This is a genomic window from Streptomyces sp. NBC_00091 (assembly GCF_026343185.1).
In the GTDB taxonomy this organism is placed as follows: Bacteria; Actinomycetota; Actinomycetes; order Streptomycetales; family Streptomycetaceae; genus Streptomyces.
In genome coordinates, this window is the sequence record NZ_JAPEMA010000002.1 from 313,551 (window position 1) to 331,105 (window position 17,555).

General features: G+C 78.3%; 7 protein-coding genes. All 7 read left to right on the forward strand.

Annotation, left to right across the window (positions count from 1 at the left end):
* The first annotated feature begins 343 nt into the window (after positions 1-343).
* From OOK34_RS29225 to OOK34_RS29255, 7 genes are read left to right on the forward strand one after another with little or no spacing between them, the layout of a single operon-like run.
* Entirely contained in the window at positions 344-7,327 is a 6,984-nt protein-coding gene (locus OOK34_RS29225) for a type I polyketide synthase (RefSeq protein WP_267037161.1), read from the forward strand.
* Positions 7,320-12,224 (forward strand): type I polyketide synthase, encoded by a 4,905-nt coding sequence (locus OOK34_RS29230; RefSeq protein WP_267037162.1) that lies wholly within the window; start codon positions 7,320-7,322, stop codon positions 12,222-12,224. Before OOK34_RS29225 ends, OOK34_RS29230 begins: the two co-directional genes overlap by 8 nt.
* Positions 12,214-12,624: an acyl carrier protein gene (locus OOK34_RS29235; protein ID WP_267037163.1), complete on the forward strand. Its 411-nt coding sequence runs from the start codon at positions 12,214-12,216 to the stop codon at positions 12,622-12,624. Before OOK34_RS29230 ends, OOK34_RS29235 begins: the two co-directional genes overlap by 11 nt.
* 7 nt (positions 12,625-12,631) lie before the next feature.
* Positions 12,632-13,465 carry an alpha/beta fold hydrolase gene (locus tag OOK34_RS29240; protein ID WP_267037164.1) on the forward strand — a complete coding sequence of 278 codons (834 nt, stop codon included), beginning with the start codon at positions 12,632-12,634 and terminating at the stop codon, positions 13,463-13,465.
* Positions 13,462-14,718: a glycosyltransferase gene (locus OOK34_RS29245; RefSeq protein WP_267037165.1), complete on the forward strand. Its 1,257-nt coding sequence runs from the start codon at positions 13,462-13,464 to the stop codon at positions 14,716-14,718. The genes OOK34_RS29240 and OOK34_RS29245 overlap by 4 nt, the downstream gene beginning before the upstream one ends.
* Positions 14,715-16,604, forward strand: coding sequence for a class I SAM-dependent methyltransferase (locus OOK34_RS29250; protein ID WP_267037166.1), 1,890 nt, complete (start codon positions 14,715-14,717; stop codon positions 16,602-16,604). The genes OOK34_RS29245 and OOK34_RS29250 overlap by 4 nt, the downstream gene beginning before the upstream one ends.
* Positions 16,601-17,524 carry a galactokinase gene (locus OOK34_RS29255; RefSeq protein WP_267037167.1) on the forward strand — a complete coding sequence of 308 codons (924 nt, stop codon included), beginning with the start codon at positions 16,601-16,603 and terminating at the stop codon, positions 17,522-17,524. The genes OOK34_RS29250 and OOK34_RS29255 overlap by 4 nt, the downstream gene beginning before the upstream one ends.
* The last annotated feature ends 31 nt before the right edge of the window (positions 17,525-17,555 follow it).

The window sequence follows — 17,555 nt, forward strand, 5'->3', positions numbered from 1 at the left end:
CCGTACGCCGGCCCGTGCGCCGGGGCCGGTCGCCCGGGCGGAAGACTCCGCAGGCCACCGGCGCGGCGGGGGCGCGGCGAGGGTCCGGGCGGGGCGGCTCCCGGGCGGACCGCACGTTCCGGCCGGGCGAAGCATCGTATTCCGTATGGCTGTTGACAGTGCGCGGCGCCCCCCGCACGATGCATCGCGGCGCCGGGGTGTTTGACCATGGTTCAAGCCCGCCGCACCGATCGGCCCGGCGTCCGGCACCGATGCGCGCGGGCCGCCGCACACCTCAATCGCTCTCCCCCGTTCTTCCGCCCCGTACTGCGCCATGTCACACAGCACTGGAAGAGGAGCGCCCGTGACCCGCACGCCCCCGCAGTCCGCCGCCAGCCGTGAACTCGTCGTCGCGGTCAGCCCGTTCGAGGAGCCGAACCCGCGGATCGTGACCGCTGCCGAACGGGCCGGGGCCCTCGGCCTGCTCGACCTCGGCCGGGACCCGGCCGCCGCGCGGCGCGCCTTCGCCGAGCTGGCCCGCCGACTCGGCGGAGGCGGCGGTGGAGGCGGAGGTGGAGGCGCCGGCAGCGGCCGGTACGGGGTGCGGGTGCCCGTCGGGTGCCCGACCGGGCCCGGGGAGCTGCCGCCCGGGGTGGACACCGTCCTGCTGGCCGATCCCGCCTCGCACACCCGGGAACAGGTGGCCGCCTGGGCCGCGGCGGCCGGCCGGCCCCGGGTCTGGGCCGAGGTCACCGCCCCGGCGGAGGCCGCCGCGGCGGTGGCGGCCGGGGCGGTCGCGCTCGTCGCCAAGGGGCACGAGGCCGGTGGCCGGGTGGGCGCGGCCACCACCTTCGTCCTCCTCCAGCAGCTCCTCGCCGGCTCCGGGCCCGGGGTGCCCGTACGGGCCTGTGGCGGGATCGGGCCGCACACGGCGGCCGCCGCTGTCGCGGGCGGGGCCGCCGGGGTGGTGCTCGACGCACAACTCGCCCTGACCACCGAGGGCGAGGAGGCCCTGCCCGCCGAAGTGGCGGCGGCGCTGCGGGCCATGGACGGCTCCGAGACCCGACTGCTCGACGGACACCGGGTGTTCGCCCGCCCCGACCTGACCGCCCCCGACGGGCCGGTGGCCGCCCTGCTGGGCGCCCGCGACCTGCGGGCGCAGCTGCTGCCCGTCGGCCAGGACGGGGCTTCGGCGGCCCGGCTGGCGGCCCGCCACCGCACCATCGGCGGGGTGGTCCAGGCCGTGCGGGCGGCCGTCACCGGGCATCTGGAGGCCGCCGTACGGGCCCGGCCGCTGGAGCGCGCCCTCCCCGTCGCGCAGGGGCCGATGACCCGGGTGAGCGATCAGGCCGCCTTCGCCGAGGCGGTGGCCGCCGAGGGCGGGGTCCCCTACCTCGCGCTCGCGGTCATGGAGGGCCCGGACGTCCGCGCGCTCCTCGCCGAGAGCGCCGCACGGCTGGGCGAGCGCCCCTGGGGGGTGGGCCTGCTGGGCTTCGCCCCGGAAGAGCTGCGGCGGGAGCAGCTGGCGGCGGTGGCCGAAGCCCGACCGCCGTACGCGGTCATCGCCGGCGGCACCCCGGCGCAGGCGGCCCCGCTGGAGGCGGCCGGGATCCGGACCCATCTGCACGTGCCCTCGCCGGGGCTGCTGGAGCGGTATCTCGCCGAGGGGGCGCGGCGGTTCGTCTTCGAGGGGATGGAGTGCGGCGGGCACGTCGGGCCGCGCGCCTCCTTCCCGCTCTGGGAGGAGCAGATCGAGCGGCTGCTGTCCTGCCCCGAACCGGAGGCCCTGGACGTGCTGTTCGCGGGCGGCATCCACGACGAGCGCTCCGCCGCCATGGCGGTGGCGGCCGCCGCCCCGCTGGCCGAGCGGGGGGCCCGGATCGGCGTGCTGATGGGCACCGCGTACCTGTTCACCCGGGAGGCCGTGGCCTGCGGCGCGGTGCTCCCGGTCTTCCAGCGGGCGGCCGTGGAGTGCGCGGACACCGTGCTGCTGCACACCGCGCCCGGACACGCCACGCGCTGCGCGGCGACCCCGTACGCCGAGGCCTTCGAGGCCACGCGGCGGCGGCTCGAGCAGAGCGGCGCCGAGCCGCGCGAGGTGTGGGAGGAGCTGGAGCGGCTCAACCTGGGCCGGCTGCGGATCGCCAGCAAGGGCCTGCGCCGCAGTGCGGGCTCCGGGGACGCGGCCACCGGGGCGGTCCCCGCCGGAGCCAGTGGTGCGAGCAGCGCGAGCGGCGCCCTGGAGCCGGTCGGCGAGGAACAGCAGTACGCGGAGGGGCTGTTCATGCTCGGGCAGGCCGCCACCCTGCGCTCCGGGGCCACGACGGTCGCCGCGCTGCACGCGCAGGTCACCGAGGGGGCCACCCGGCTCCTGGAGCGGCGGGCCCGGGAACTGGCGGCGCCGTCCGGGCCGGCTGCGGGCGCGTCCGGCCCGCTGGACATCGCCATCGTCGGGATGGCCTGCGCCTACCCCGGCTCCCCCGACCTCGCCGGCTACTGGGCGCGGATCCTGGACGGCACCGACGCGGTGACCGAGGTGCCGGCCGAGCGCTGGGACCCGGCGCTCTACTACGACGCCGACCCGGCCCGGGCGGGCGAACGGACCCCCTCCCGCTGGGGCGGCTTCCTCGGCCCGGTGCCCTTCGACGCCCTGGCCCACGGCATCCCGCCCGCCTCGCTGGCCGGGATCGAACCGGTGCAGCTGCTCGCCCTGGAGATCTCCGCGCGGGCCCTCGGGGACGCCGGCTACGGCAGGGACCGGGACTTCGACCGCTCCCGGGCCTCGGTGGTCTTCGGAGCCGAGGCAGGTACCGAGCTGGCGGGCGCGTACGGGCTGCGCGCGCTGCTCCCCTCCTACCTGGGCGCGGTCCCGGCCGGCCTGGACGGACAACTGCCCCGGCTCACCGAGGACTCCTTTCCCGGAGTGCTCGCCAACGTCATCGCGGGCCGGGTCGCCAACCGGCTCGACCTGGGCGGCGCGAACTGCACGGTCGACGCGGCCTGCGCCTCCTCCCTCGCCGCCCTGGACCTGGCCTGCCGCCAACTGTGCGACGGGGACAGCGACATGGTGCTGTGCGGCGGCGCCGACGTGCACAACGGCATCAACGACTACCTGCTGTTCTCCTCGGTCCGCGCCCTGTCCCCCGGCGGCCGCTGCCGGCCCTTCGACGCGGCCGCCGACGGGATCGCGCTCGGCGAGGGCGTGGGCGTGCTCGTGCTCAAGCGGCTCGCGGACGCGGAGCGGGACGGCGACCGGGTGTACGCCGTGGTCAAGGCGGTCGGCGCAGCCAGCGACGGCCGCTCGCTGGGCCTGACCGCGCCCCGGCCGGAGGGCCAGCGCCGGGCGCTGGAGCGGGCCTACGCCCGGGCCGGGGTCAGCCCGGCCGAGGTGGGGCTGGTCGAGGCACACGGCACCGGCACGGTGGTCGGCGACAGCACCGAACTGTCCGTCCTGACCGAGCTGTTCACCGCGTCCGGCGCCGCCCCTGGCTCCTGTGCGCTGGGCTCGGTGAAGTCCCAGCTCGGGCACACCAAGTGCGCGGCCGGCCTGGCCGGGCTGATCAAGGCGGCCCGGGCGGTGCACGCGGGCGTGCGGCCGCCCACTCTGCACATCGACACGCCCAGTCCGGCCTGGCGGGAGGGGACCAGCCCGTTCTTCTTCGACACGCAGGCCCGGCCCTGGGCCCTGCCCCCGCGGCGGCGGATCGCCGGGGTGAGCGCCTTCGGCTTCGGCGGCACCAACTACCACGCCGTACTGGCCGGTTACGCCGGGTCCGACGAGCCCCGGCACGGGCTGGAGGAGTGGCCGGCCGAGCTGTTCTGCTTCCGCGGGGAGGACCGGCGGGCGGCGGGCCGGGCGATGGCGCGGCTCGCGGCCCGGCTGGAGGAGAACGACGCGGCCGGGCGGCCGTGGACCCTGCGCGACCTGGCGGCGGAGGCCGCCGCCTCGGGGCGGGGGCCGGTGCGGGTCGCGGTCGTGGCCGGCGACGCGGACGAGCTGGCCGTCCGGCTGGAGCGGGCCCGGGCCTTCACCGCGGGCGTGGGGGTCCACGTACGGGAGGACCGGGCGGATCCGGGCCGGGTGGCGTTCCTGTTCCCCGGGCAGGGCAGCCAGCGCCCGGGGATGCTGGGCGAGTTGTTCACGGCGTTCCCCGCGCTGCGCGGGCTGCTGGACGAGGCCCCGGGGGCGGTGGTCTCGGCGATGTTCCCGCCGGCGGCCTTCGGCGCCGGGGGGCGGGAGGCGCAGCGGGCGGCGGTGACCGACACCCGGGTGGCGCAGCCGGCCCTGGGGCTGGCGGGGGCGGCGGCGCACCTGCTGCTCGGTGAGCTCGGCGTACGGCCGGACTGTGTGGGCGGGCACTCGTACGGGGAGCTCACCGCGCTGTGGGCGGCCGGGGTGTACGACATGCCGAGCCTACTGCGGCTGAGCGCGCGCCGGGCCGGGGCGATCCTGGCCGCCGCCGGGGCGGATCCGGGGTCGATGGCGGCGGTGTCGGCGGCGCCGGAGGAGGTACGGGAGATAGCGGAGCGCGCCGGCTGCGTGGTGGCGAACCACAACGCGCCCCGGCAGTGCGTGATCTCCGGTCCGACGGGGGCGGTGTCCGGCGCGGTGGAGGCGCTCCGGGAGGCGGGGCTGAAGGCGGAGCCGATCCCGGTGGCCTGCGCCTTCCACAGCGGGGTGGTCGCGGGGGCGGCCGGGGCCCTGGCCGAGGAGCTGGCCGGTACGGCGGTGGCCGACGCCGCCGTGCCGGTCTGGTCGAACACCACGGCCGGGCCGTACCCGGCCGGTCCCGATGCCGTACGGGGCCTCCTGGCGCGGCAGGTGGCGGAGCCGGTCCGGTTCGTGGAGCAGGTGGAGGCCATGTACGCGGCCGGGGTCAGGACCTTCGTGGAGGCGGGGCCCGGGAGGGTCCTGTCGGGTCTGGTCGGCCGGATCCTCCAGGACCGGCCGCACACGGTGGTCCCGCTGGACGTGCGGGGCGAGCACGGACTGGTCCGGCTGGTCACGGCGCTGGCGGAACTGGCTGCGGCGGGCGTTCCGTTGGCGCCGGAGGCGCTGTTCCGGGGCCGGACCCGGCGGCTGCCCGAGCGGGCGCCGGTCCGCCCGGGCTGGCTGGTGGACGGGCACCTGGTGCGTACCGCCGACGGGCTCCCGGTCGCCGGGGGGCTGCGGCCGGCCCGGCGGGTGGCGCCGGCGGAGGCGGCGGAGGGCGGTGCGGTGGTGGCTGCGGCCTCCGGGGTGGGTGCGGCGGCCGGCGGCGCTGTGGCCGGCGGGGGCGCTGTGGCCGGCGGCGGCGCTGTGGCCGGCGGCGGCGCTGTGGCCGGCGGCGGCGCTGTGGCCGGCGGCGGCGCTGTGGCCGGCGACCGGCGCGAGGAGGCGGTGCTGGAGTACCTGCGCGGGACCCGGGAACTGGTCGAGGCGCAGCGGGACGTCCTGCTGGGGTACCTGGGCGCGGCGGCGCCCGCGCTGCCCCGGCCGGGCGCCGAGGCCCCGGTACCGGGTGTGCTGCCCGGCGCCGTCAACGCCCCGGCCCCGGCGGACGGCTCCGGTGCCTGGGCGCCGGTGGCCGGCGCGGGCCGGGGCGGGGCGGCCGGTCCCGGGGCGCCCCGTACGGCCGAGGAGGTGATGGACGCCGTCCTGGAGATCGTCCACACCCGGACCGGATACCCCAGGGACATGCTCGACCCGGGGCTCGACCTGGAAGCGGACCTGTCCATCGACTCCATCAAACGGGTGGAGATCATCGGGGCCCTGGCCGACCGCATCGGGCTCCCCCGGGATCCGGGCGGCTCCACCGAGTCCGCCGTCGAGGAGCTGTCCCGGATCAAGACCCTGCGCGGGATCGTGGACTGGATCGTCTCCCGCACCGCCGACGACTCACCGGAGCCGGACCCGGACCCGGCTCCGGACGCCGGGCCGGCGCCGGCACCCGTCCCGGTCGCGCGGCTGCGGGTGGAGGTGGTCCCCGTGGCGGAGGCCGCCGGGGACCCGCAGGCCCTGCGGGGCCTGCGGATCGGGGTCGTCGAGGACGGCCAGGGCCTCGCCGCGGCGCTCGGCGGGGCACTGCGGGCGCGGGGGGCCGACGTACGGCTCCTCACGGAGACGGAGGCCGGTTTCGACGGGATCGTCGACCTGTCCGCGCTGCGGGCCGGGGCGGCCGAGCCGGTGCTGCCGGAAGCCTTCCCCGGGCTGCGGCGGGTGCTGGCCGGCGGGGTGCGCCGGCTGCTCCTCGTCACCGAGCCGGGCACGGCGGGCGCCGGTCTGCACGGGTTCGCCCGCAGCGCCGCGCTCGAGTTCCCCGGCTCGCTGGTCCGCGCCGTGGAGATCCACCCCAAGGAGGACCCCGAGCAGAGCGCCGACCGGCTCCTCGCCGAGCTGGGGTGCGAGGAGTCCGACGGGCCCGCCTCCGTCGGGTACGCCGCGGACGGCACCCGGACCGTCCGCCGGCCGGTGCCCGCTCCGCTGCACGCGGCCGGGGAGGCCGTGCCCCTGGGCCCGGGCTCCGTGGTCCTGCTCACGGGCGGGGCGCGCGGGATCACCGCGCGGACGGCCCTCGCGCTGGCCCGTGCCACCGGATGCCACGTGGAACTGGTCGGCCGTACGCCCGAACCACCCGCCGGAGCCGACGCGTTCGGGCAGGCGCAGGACCGGGTCGCGCTGCGTGCCGCGCTGATCGCCTCGGGGCTGCGCACACCGGCCGAGATCGAGGCGGCGGCCTCGCGGATCCTCGCCGAGCGGGAGGTGCGGGCCGCTCTGGCCGGCCTCGCCGGCGCGGCGGCCTCGGTCCGCTACCACTGCGCCGACGTCACGGACGAGGAGGCCGTACGGGCCGTCGTGGCCGATGTGCGCGCCCGGCACGGCCGGCTCGACGGGATCGTGCACGGCGCGGGGGTGCTGCGGGACGGCCTGCTGCGCGAGAAGGACCCGGCGGACTTCGCCGAGGTGTTCACCACCAAGGTGGCCGGTGCGCGCCACCTGGCGGCCGCGGCCGCCGAGCACGGCTCGTGCCCGCCACCCCGGTTCCTGGCCCTGTTCGGCAGTGTCGCCGGGGTGTACGGCAACCGCGGCCAGAGCGACTACGCGGCGGCCAACGACGCCCTCGACTCCCTCGCGCACACCTGGGCCGAGTCCTTCCCCGGCCGGGTGCTGTCCGTCGACTGGGGCCCCTGGGCGGCCCAGGCGGGCGGGATGGTCACCCCCGAGCTGGAGCGGGCGTACGTCCGGCGAGGCATCCCGCTCATCGAGCCGGAGGCCGGGACCTCCGCGTTCCTCGCCGAACTCGCCCACGGGAACGACGTACAGGTGGTCCTGATGGCCGCCTCGCAGGAGGTGCGCGGCGATGAGTGACCGGCTGCGGCGCGGCCCGCGCCCGACCGACGCGGCGATCGTCGGGATGGGCGCGGTGTTCCCGGGCGCCGGCGATCTGGCCGCGTACCGGCGCAATCTGCTCGCCGGTACGGACTGCGTCGGCGACGTCCCGCCGGAGCGCTGGGATCCGGAGGTGTACTACGACCCGGACGGCGCCGGCGGTGGCGCGGCCGGCGACCGGTTCTACTGCCGGCGCGGCGGCTTCGTCGACGGGCTGGCCGCCTTCGACCCGACGCGGTTCGGGATCATGCCGGCGGCCGTGGAGGGGGCCGAGCCGGATCAGATGCTGGCCCTGCACGCGACGGCCGAGGCGATCGCGGACGCGGGCGGCGAGGACCGGCTGCCGGCGGACCGGTCCCGGATCGGGGTGGTGCTGGGGCGCGGCGGGTTCATGGGGGTGGCCACGGCCCGGCTGGACCAACGGGTGCGGACCGCCCACCAGTTGGCGCAGACCCTGCGGGAGCTGGCGCCGGAGCTCGGCGAGCGGCGGATCGCCGAGGTGCGCTCGGCCTTCCAGGACGCGCTGGGTCCGGAGCGGCCGGACGCCTCGATCGGGCTGGTGCCGAGCTTCACCGCCGCCCGGACCGCCAACCGGCTGGACTTCCGCGGCCCCGCCTACACCCTGGACGCGGCCTGCGCCTCCTCGCTGCTGGCCGTGGACCAGGCGGTCGCCTTGCTGGCGGGCGGGCGGTGCGACGCGGTGGTGGCGGGGGCGGTGCACCACTGCCACATCGCCACGCTGTGGAGCGTGTTCACGCAGCTGCGGGCGCTGAGTCCGAGCGAGCGGATCCGGCCCTTCGACCGGGCGGCCGACGGGACCCTGCTGTCCGAGGGGACCGGGGTGGTGCTGCTGAAACGGCTGGCCGACGCGCAGCGGGACGGTGACCGCGTGTACGCGGTGATCCGCGGGACGGGGGTGGCCGGGGACGGCCGGGCGGCGAGCCTGATGAGTCCGCTGGTCGCGGGCCAGGTACGGGCGCTGGAGCGGGCCTGGCGGGAGGCGGGCCTGGATCCGCGGGCGCCGGGCGCGCTGGGGCTGCTGGAGGCGCACGGCACCGGGACGCCGGTGGGGGACGCGGCCGAACTGGACACCCTGGCCCAGGTGTTCGGGCCGCCCGGAGCGGGCGGGCCGGAGATCGGTTTCGGGTCGGTCAAGTCGATGCTCGGCCACACGATGCAGGCCTCCGGCATGGCCGGGCTGATCAAGGCCGCCCTGTCCGTGCACGAGGGGGTGCTGCCGCCGACGCTGCACCTGGAGGACCCCCACCCGGACCTGGCCCGGACCCGGATGCGGCCGGTGACGGCCGCGGAGCCGTGGGAGCGGGGGCCGGCGCCGCGCCGGGCCGGGGTCAACGCGTTCGGTTTCGGCGGGATCAACGCGCACGTGGTGCTGGAGGAGGCTCCGGCCGCCGGCCGGGCGGCGCCCCCGCTGCGCCGGTTCCTGCCGCTGGGGGGCTCCGCCGCGCCCGTGGGGGCGGGCGCGCCCGGTGACGTACTGCTCCTGGCGGCCGGCGGTGCGGCCGAGCTGTCGGCGCTGCTGGCAGCGGGTGCGCCGGTGTCCGGCGGGGAGGGGCCCTGCCGAATCGCGGTGGTCGGGCCGACCCCGCAGCGGCTCGCGCTGGCCGCGAAGGTGGTGGCGCGCGGGCGGGCCTGGCGGGGGCGGGGGGACGTGTGGTTCACCCCCGAACCGCTGGGCGGCCGGGTGGCGTTCCTCTTCCCGGGTCTGGAGCCGGAGTTCGCGCCGGTGGTGAACGACGTCGCGGACCGCCTGGGGCTGGACCGGCCCCGCCTCACCCGGGGCGGGTCGCTGGTCGAGCGGGCCCTGGACGCGATCGCGACGGGCCGCTTCTTCGCCCGGGCCCTGCCCGGCCTCGGTATCGAAGCCGATGTGCTGGCGGGCCACAGCCTGGGCGAGTGGGCGGCGATGGTGGCCGCCGGGATGTACCCGCAGGAGGCGGCCGACACCTTCCTGGACTCGCTGCGGCCCGGTTCGCTCAGGGTCCCGGACCTGGTGTACGCGGCGCTGGGCTGCGGTGCCCAGCGGGCGGAGTCGGCGCTGCACGGACTGGACGGGGTGGTGGTCAGCCACGACAACTGCCCGCACCAGTCGGTGATATGCGGCGATCCGGACCAAGTGGCCGCGGCGGTCGGGCGGTTGCGCGGCGAGGGGGTGCTCGGGCAGGAGCTGCCGTTCCGTTCGGGCTTCCACACCCCGATGTGGGAGCCCTACCTCGGCCAGGTCCGCGCCGCCTTCGGCCGGCTGCCGCTGCGGCCGGGCTCGCTGCCGGTGTGGTCGGCCACCACGTGCGCGCCGTTCCCGGCCGCCGCGCGGGAGGTACGGGAACTGGTGGTCCGCCACCTCCTGGAGCCGGTGCGCTTCCGCGAGCTGACGCTGCGCCTGTACGAGGAGGAGGGCGTGCGGAGCTTCGTCACGCTGGGCCCGGGCAGCCTGCCGGGCTTCGTCGAGGACACCCTGCGCGAGCGCCCCCACCTGTCGGTGGCCGCCTCCTCCCCGCGCCTGCCGGGCCTGGCCTCGCTGACCCGCGCCTGCGCCGCGCTCTGGACCGAGGGACACACGCCGCGCTGGGACCTCCTGGCCGGGTCCCCGGCCGATGCGCCGGCCGACGCATCGGCCGGCGCATCGGCCTCCCCGGGCCCGGCCGCCGGATCGGACGCCAGCCCGGCCGCTGGGTCGGACGCCGGATCGGACGCCGGATCGGACGCCGGGTCGGCTGCCGGATCGGACGGCGAGTCGGCCGCCCGGTCGGACGCCGGATCGGACGCCGGATCGGACGCCGAGTCGGACGCCTGGTCGGGCGTCGGCCCGGCCGCCGGAGCGGACGCCAAGTCGGACGCCGAGTCGGGCGCCGGAGCGGACGCCTGGTCGGGCGTCGGCCCGGCCGTCGGCCCGGCGGGGCTTCAGGGTGCGGCCGTCGGCCGCCCCGGGCCCCGGGCGACACCCGCCGGGCCCGGGCGCGGCATGCGCCTGGACCTCGGCTCGCCGCTGGTGCGGCTCGGCGAGGCGGCCCGGGCGTCCCTGAGCGGCCTCCTCACCACGGCCCCGGGCAGCCCGGCCCCGGCCCTCGGGGAGACGGACCGGGCCCTGCCGGGCGGCGGCGGCCTCCCGGGCCCGGCTCCGGCGCCCGCCGCGTCCTCGGGACGGCCGGTCCTGCTGTCCGCCCTGGACGCGGTCCTCGGCGACACCGGCGCCGCCGCCCGGAGCGTCGCCGAGGCCTGGGCGGCGGTCCGGCCGCCCGGTGCCGCGGAGGGGCCGGCCGCAGGGCCGGGCCCCGGCACGCGCCACGACGGTGCGGGAAGGGCCACGGGGAAACACACCCTGCGGCTCTCGCTGGCCGCGCTGCCCTACGTACGGGACCACTGCGTGTACCTCCAGCCGGACGGCTGGCCGCATGACTCCGACCGGTTCCCGGTCGTGCCCATGACCACCATGCTCGAGCTGGCCGCCGAGGCCGCCCGGCGGTACGCGCCCGCCGGCTCGGCCGTCACCGGCTACGAGGACGTACGCGCCCTGCGGTGGCTGCCCGTCGAACCGGCCCTGGACGTGGAGGTCCTCGTCCGGGGCGAGGGGCCCGGCCGGTTCCGCGTGGAGATCGGGGAGTACGCCTCGGTGGTCGTCCTGCTCGGCGAGCGGTACGAGCGGCCGCCCGCCCCCGACACCACGGCCCTGCGCGACCCGCGGCCCGCCCCCGTCAGCGCCGAGGCGCTCTACCGCGACCGGTGGATGTTCCACGGCCCCCGCTTCGCCGCCGTGCACGAGGTGCGGACCGTCGGCGCGGACGGCATCGAGGGGGTGCTGCGGGCCCTGCCCGATCCCGGGGCCCTGCTCGACGCCGCGGGCCAGCTGTTCGGGCACTGGATGCAGCTGAGCCTCCCGGTGGACCGGCTGGTGTTCCCCGCCACCGTGGACCGCGTCCGGTTCTTCGGTCCGCCGCCGGCCGCGCGGGAACTCGTACGCGCCACGGCCCGGATCCGCGAGGTGCTCGAGGTCACCGTGCGCGGCGACCTCGAGCTGCGGCGGGCCGACGGCGAGGTGTGGGCGCGGATCGAGGGGTGGACGTACCGCCGGTTCGGCGCCGACGAACGGGTCTGGCCGATGAAGTTCACCCCTGAGGTCTGCGGCATCGGCGAGCCCCAGCCGGGCGGCTGGTGCCTGGCCCGCAGGCGCTGGAGCGACCCCGCCTCGCAGGAACTGGTGATGCGCCGCTACCTGGGCGCCGCCGAGCGGGCCGCCTACGAGCGGCTGTCGCCCCGCGCCCGGGCCCCCTGGCTGCTGGGCCGGATCGCCGCCAAGGACGCGCTGCGGCAGCTGCTGTGGGACGGCGGCGCCGGGCCGGTGTTCCCGGCGGAGGTTCCGGTCGGCAACGACCCGGCGGGCCGCCCGCTGGCGCTGGGCCCGCTCGCCGGCGGGTTCCGGCTGACCATCGCCCACAAGGACCGGATCGCGGTCGCCCTCGCGCACCCCGACCGAGCGGTCGGGATCGACGTGGAACCGGTGACCGCCGATCCGGACGCCCTGATCCGCATCGCCCTGGGGCCCGGCGAACTCCCCCTGGCCGAGGCGCTGGCCGCCGCCCGGGGGTGCGGGCTGCCGGCCGCGCTCACCGCCCTGTGGTGCGCCAAGGAGGCCGCTGCCAAGGCGGAGGGCAGCGGGCTCGGCGGCCGGCCGCAGGACTGGCGGATGTCCGGTGAGCCGGACTCCGGCGGCCTGCTGGTGCGGTCCCCGGACGGGCACCCGTACGCGGTGCGCACCACCCTGCCCGGATCCGCGCCGCTCGACCACGTCGTCGCCTGGACGGACCACGGCGCGGCGCCCACCGTCCCCTTCCACCTCACGGAGACACGCCATGGGAACTGACATCCTCGCCGAGATCACCGGCATGCTGGTGGAGATCGTCGGCGATGAGTACCTCCTCACGGACGAGGTCACGATGAAGACGACGTTCAACGAGGACCTCGCCCTGGAGAGCATCGAGTTCGTCGCGCTCGCCGAGGCTCTGCACCATCGCTACGGCGCCGGGGTGGACCTGATGGGCTTCCTGGCGGAGAAGGACATGGACGCCATTCTCGCCATGTCCGTCGGCGAGCTCGTCACCCACATCGGGCAGGTCACCCACGCCTCCCTCGCCCGGGGCGCGTCGGCCACCGCCGCCCCGCCGGTCCCGCCGGTCCCGCCGGTCCCGCCGGTCCCGCCGGTCCCGCCGGTCCCGCCGACGACGGCCGCCACGGCCGCCGCGTCGGCCACCCTGGCCGGCTGAGCCCGCCATGGCCTTCGTCCACGCGGGCTCCCTGCGCTTCCACGTCCAGCGGCTCCCGGCCGCCGCCGCGGCCGACCCCGGCCGGCCCCTGGTGGTGTTCCTCCACGGGCTCGTCGTCGACAACCTGTCCTCCTTCTACTGCCCGGTGGCCCTGCCGGTCGCCCGCGCCGGGCACGAGGTCCTCCTCTACGACCTGCGCGGCCACGGCCGCACCGAACGCCCGGCCGAGGGCTACGACAGCCGCAGCGCCGTACGGGACCTCTTCGCCCTCCTCGGCGCGCTCGGCCTCGGGCGGCGCCAGCTCCACCTGGTCGGCAACAGCTACGGCGGGACCCTGGCTCTGCACGCCGCCCTGGCCCGGCCCGACCTCGTCACCGGGCTCACCCTCCTCGAACCGCCGCTCAGCGGGGCGTGGGTGGAGAACATGGTGGACACCCTGTCGGCGGCCGCGCTCAGCCTGGAGGACAGCCCGGTGCCGGCGGAGCTGCTCGGCCTGCGCCTGCGCAAGGCCGCCCACCTCACCGCCATCGCCGACGAGCTGCTCAACCGCACCACCCTGATCGACGACATCGCCGGGAGCCGCACCTTCACCCCGGCCGACTACGCGCAGCTCCACTGCCCGGCCCTGATCGTCTGCGGCGAGCACTCCGAACTGGTGCCGGGTGCCCGGGAGCTGGCCCGGCACGCCGCGCGGGCGAGCCTGCGGATCCTGCCGGGCCTGGGGCACGACGTCCTGAAGGAGAGCAGCGGGGCGCTACGGGAATCCGTACGGGAACACCTCGACGCGACGGCGGCCGCGGCGGCGACGGCGCGGCCGCGGGCGGGAGCGCTGGTCCGATGAGGGTGCTGTTCACGGTGCCGCCGCTGGCGGGACACGTCAATCCGACCGTGGCCGTCGGGGCCGAACTGGCCGCCCGGGGCCACGAGGTCGCCTGGACCGGGCCGGCTTCGGCGCTGGCCCGGCTGCTGCCCTCCCCGGCCCGGATCCTGCCGGCCGGGGAGGATCCGGGCGGGCCGGGGCCGGGCGCGGAGGAACCCGGCGCGGAGGAACCCGTCGCACGGGTACCCGGCGCGCTGGACGCGGGCGGCGGGCGGGCCGGTGGCGGCTACTACGCCGGGCTGCACGACCGCTGGCGCGATCTGCGCGGGGTCGGCGCGCTGCGGTTCCTGTGGGAGGAGGCCCTGATCCCGCTGGCCCGGGCGATGGTGCCCGGGGTGGCCCTGGCGGTCCGGGCCTTCGAGCCGGACGTCATGGTCTGCGACCAGCAGGCCCTGGCCGGGCCGCTGGTCGCCCGGCGGCTCGGCGTGCCGTGGGTGACCTCGGCCAGTACCTCGGCCGAACTGACCCGTCCCTTCGCGGACTTCCCGAAGGTCGGGGAGTGGGTGGCCGGGCAGGTCTCGGGGCTGCTCGCGGAGTTCGGGGAGAGCGGCGCGGGCTGGGACCCCCGCTTCTCCGACCGGCTGGTGCTGGTCTTCTCGACTCCGGAACTCCTGGGCTCCTGCGAGGGTTTCGCCCCGCACTACGCCTTCGTCGGTCCGGCCTTCGGGGCCCGGCCGGCCGCCCCCGACTTCCCCTGGCAGCGGCTGGATCCGCAGAGGCGGCGGGTGCTGGTGTCGCTGGGCACCCTCAACCAGGAGGCGGGCGCCCGTTTCTACCGCGCGGTGCTGGGCGCGGCCGAGCGGCTCGCCGGGGAGGTGCAGCTGGTCCTCGTGGCGCCCGCCGCTCTGGTCGGGGAGGTGCCCGGGCACGTACTGGTCCGGGCGAGCGTCCCGCAGCTGGAGTTGCTGCCGCACCTGGACGCGGTGGTCTGCCACGGCGGCCACAACACGGTGTGCGAGGCCCTCGCGTACGGGCTGCCGCTGGTGGTCGCTCCGATCCGCGACGACCAGCCGATCGTGGCCCGGCAGGTCGCCCTCGCCGGGGCCGGGGTCCGGGTGCGGTTCGGCCGGACCGGCGCCGAGGAACTGCGGGACGCGCTCACGGCCGTGCTGGACGACCCCGGCCCCCGCCGGGCCGCCCGGCGGATCCAGGCCTCATTCGCCGCGGCGGGCGGGGCCGCCGCCGCGGCCGACCGGTTGGAGAAGCTGATATGACGCCGCCCACGCCACCCCCGCTCTCCCGGGTCCGCTGGACCTCCGCGGTACTGCTGGCCGCGCTCGGCGCGGGCACCGTACGGGCCGGCCGCCGGCTGCGGGCGATCCCGGTGCTGCCCGCCGCTCCGCCCGTGTCGGCCGGGGTGCCGGGGGCCGCCGGATGGCGGCTGCTCACCGCCAGGGGGGTGGAGCCCGACGCGGGCACCTTCCTCGCGGCCTGCGCGTACGCGGACCGGGAGGGGCTGCGGGTGCTGGACCTGCTGCCCGCGGACCTGCCCGCCGAGCGGGCCCTGGGGCTGCTGCGGCTGGTGGACCCCGCCCGGTACCGGCGCGACCGCCTCGGGGAGGGGCGCGGGGCCGGCTTCGCCGTGCTGGTCGCCGCGGAGGTGCTGGCGCGGGCCGGGGTCGATCCGGGCGGACCCGGGGCGGATCCGGCGGAACTCCTCGCGCTCACCCGGCGTTTGAAGGAGTACGCCGCCGGGGCGACGGGGCTGGCCATCGCCCCGGCCCTGAGCTGCGGGCCGGCCGCCGGGAGCGCCGGGCGGGCCGCCGAGCTGCGGGCCCAGGGGCTGCCGCCGGGGGCGCTGGCGGCCGCGCAGCTGTCCGGGCTGGCGCTGCTGGCCGCCGTCGCCCTGCGCCAGGGCCGGTGGGGGGCCGCTGCGGCCGGGCTGTACTGGCTCCAGCCGTACCTCGCCCTCGGCGGGCCCGGTTCGCCGCTCCGCCCCGCCGATCTGGGCCGGGCCACCGCCGCCCGGCCGGTCCGCTCCCTCGGCGCCGCCCTGCGTACGGCCGTGGCGGCCGAGGGCACCCGGGCCGACGGTACGACGGGGTCCTCCGGGCACTCGGGGCACTCCGGGCCGGCGGCCGCCGCCTACCGGGCCGACCTGGCCAGGGGCACTGGCCGGTTCTTCGAGCCGCGCCGCCCCGACTGCCCGTGGTGCGGCGCCGGCCCGCTCGCGGTCCGCGTCCGGATGCCCGACCAGCTCCAGGGCAAGCCGGGCCGGTTCACGCTGGAGCAGTGCGGTGCCTGCGGGCACGTCTTCCAGAACCCCCGGCTGACCCCGCAGGGGCTGGAGTTCTACTACCGCGACTTCTACGACGGGCGCGGCGGCGAGGGCGCCGGCACGGTCTTCGGCCGGCTCGGCGCCGCCTACCGGGGGCGCGCCGAGATGCTCCTGCCGTACGCCGACCCGGCGTCCTGGCTCGACGTCGGCACCGGCCACGGCCACTTCTGCAACGCGGCGCGGGACGTCTGGCCGCGGACCCGCTTCGACGGGCTGGACATGGGCGACGGGGTCTGCGAGGCGGAGCGGCGCGGGTGGGTGGAGACGGGGTACCAGGGCCAGTTCCCCGAGTTCGCCTCGAAGCTGGCCGGCCGGTACGAGGTGGTCAGCATGTACCACTACCTGGAGCACACCCGGGACCCGCTCGCCGAACTCGACGCGGCGGCCACGGCCTTGGCCCCCGGCGGGTACCTGGCGATCGAACTCCCCGACCCGGAGTCGCGGATGGCCCGGCTGCTCGGCCCTGCGTGGCTGCCCTGGTTCCAGCCCCAGCACCAGCACCTGATCCCGGCCGCCAACCTGCGGGAGGCGCTGGCCGACCGGGGGTTCACCGTGCTCGCCGAGGAACACGGCCCGGCCCACCAGGGCAACGACTTCTTCGGGGCGGTGGCCCTGACTGCGACCCGGCTGGCCCCGGACCCGGACCGGCCGTGGGGGCCGCCGCCCACCGGTCGCGCGCGGGCGCTGGCCGGCGCCGTACGGGTGGCCGCCGTGCCGTGCTTCGCCGCGGCGGTGGTGCTCGACGCCCTGCGCACCGCGGCGGCCCGGCGCACCGACGGCGGGAACGCCTACCGGATGCTGGCCCGCAAGGACGCCTCGTGACGGCCGCGGCCCGCCCCGAAGCGCCGGCCGCGGGGGACCTGGCCCGGCGGGCCACCGCCGACCCGCTCTTCCGGCTCGTGGCCTACGCCCTCGAAGCCGCGCACGGCCGGCCCCCGGCCGCCGTGTGGAGCGCCCCGCACGCCTTCCACCTGGGCTCCCCCGGGCTGGTCGCGGCGGCCGGCTGGCCCACGGCCGCCGCCGCGGCCCCGCGCACCGACGGCCTGGTGCGGCTCAGCTCGCTCGGCCACCCCGCGGACGGCTGCGACCTGCCGCTGACCCTGTCCGGGCCGCCGCCCGCCGCCCCGGCCTGGGCCGTGCGGCCGTACGCCGTGCTGCGGGCGCTGGCCCGGGCCGGCTACGGCCTCGGCGGGAGCGACCTGCACGTACAGGGCTCGCTCACGGCCGCGGCCGGGCTCGCCACGGCGGAGCCGGCCGACTGCGCGGTGGCGCTCGCGGTGGCCGACGTACACGGGGCGCCGGGCGAGGAGCCCGACCGGGCGCGGCTGGCCCGGCTGCTGGCCGGGGCGCTGCCGGACGGGGACGACGCCCTGCGCCGGGCGGTGCTCTTCGCCCGGCCGGGCGAGGCCCTGCTGCTCGGCGCGGGGCCCCGGGGACGGCAGCGGTACGTCACCTTCGACCCGGCCGCCTCGCAGGCGCGCCTGGTGCTCGTCGCCGTGCGCGGGGACCGGGCGGAGCGGCCGGCGGAGCTGGCCCGGACCGTCGGCCTCGCCCGCCGGGCGGGGGCCCTGAGCGCCTGGCCGCCCGGCGGGCAGCCGGGGCGGAGCGTCCTGGTGCTGCTGCCGGCGGCCCGGCTGGCGGCGGTGCGGGCGGCGGTCGCGGAGGACTTCCGCGGCCGGGGACGGCCCGTACCGCGGTTCCTGAACGTCTCCGTGGCCGGGGCCGCCCGGCGCGAGGACTGACCGATCCACCCGGCTCACCCCCAACGAGGAG

Excerpts from the sequence above, each read along its gene's own strand:
- OOK34_RS29230 (WP_267037162.1), top strand. The coding sequence starts at position 7,320 with ATGAGTGACCGGCTGCGGCGCGGCCCGCGCCCGACCGACGCGGCGATC.
- OOK34_RS29245 (WP_267037165.1), top strand. The coding sequence starts at position 13,462 with ATGAGGGTGCTGTTCACGGTGCCGCCGCTGGCGGGACACGTCAATCCG.
- OOK34_RS29235 (WP_267037163.1), top strand. The coding sequence starts at position 12,214 with ATGGGAACTGACATCCTCGCCGAGATCACCGGCATGCTGGTGGAGATC.
- OOK34_RS29250 (WP_267037166.1), top strand. The coding sequence starts at position 14,715 with ATGACGCCGCCCACGCCACCCCCGCTCTCCCGGGTCCGCTGGACCTCC.
- OOK34_RS29240 (WP_267037164.1), top strand. The coding sequence starts at position 12,632 with ATGGCCTTCGTCCACGCGGGCTCCCTGCGCTTCCACGTCCAGCGGCTC.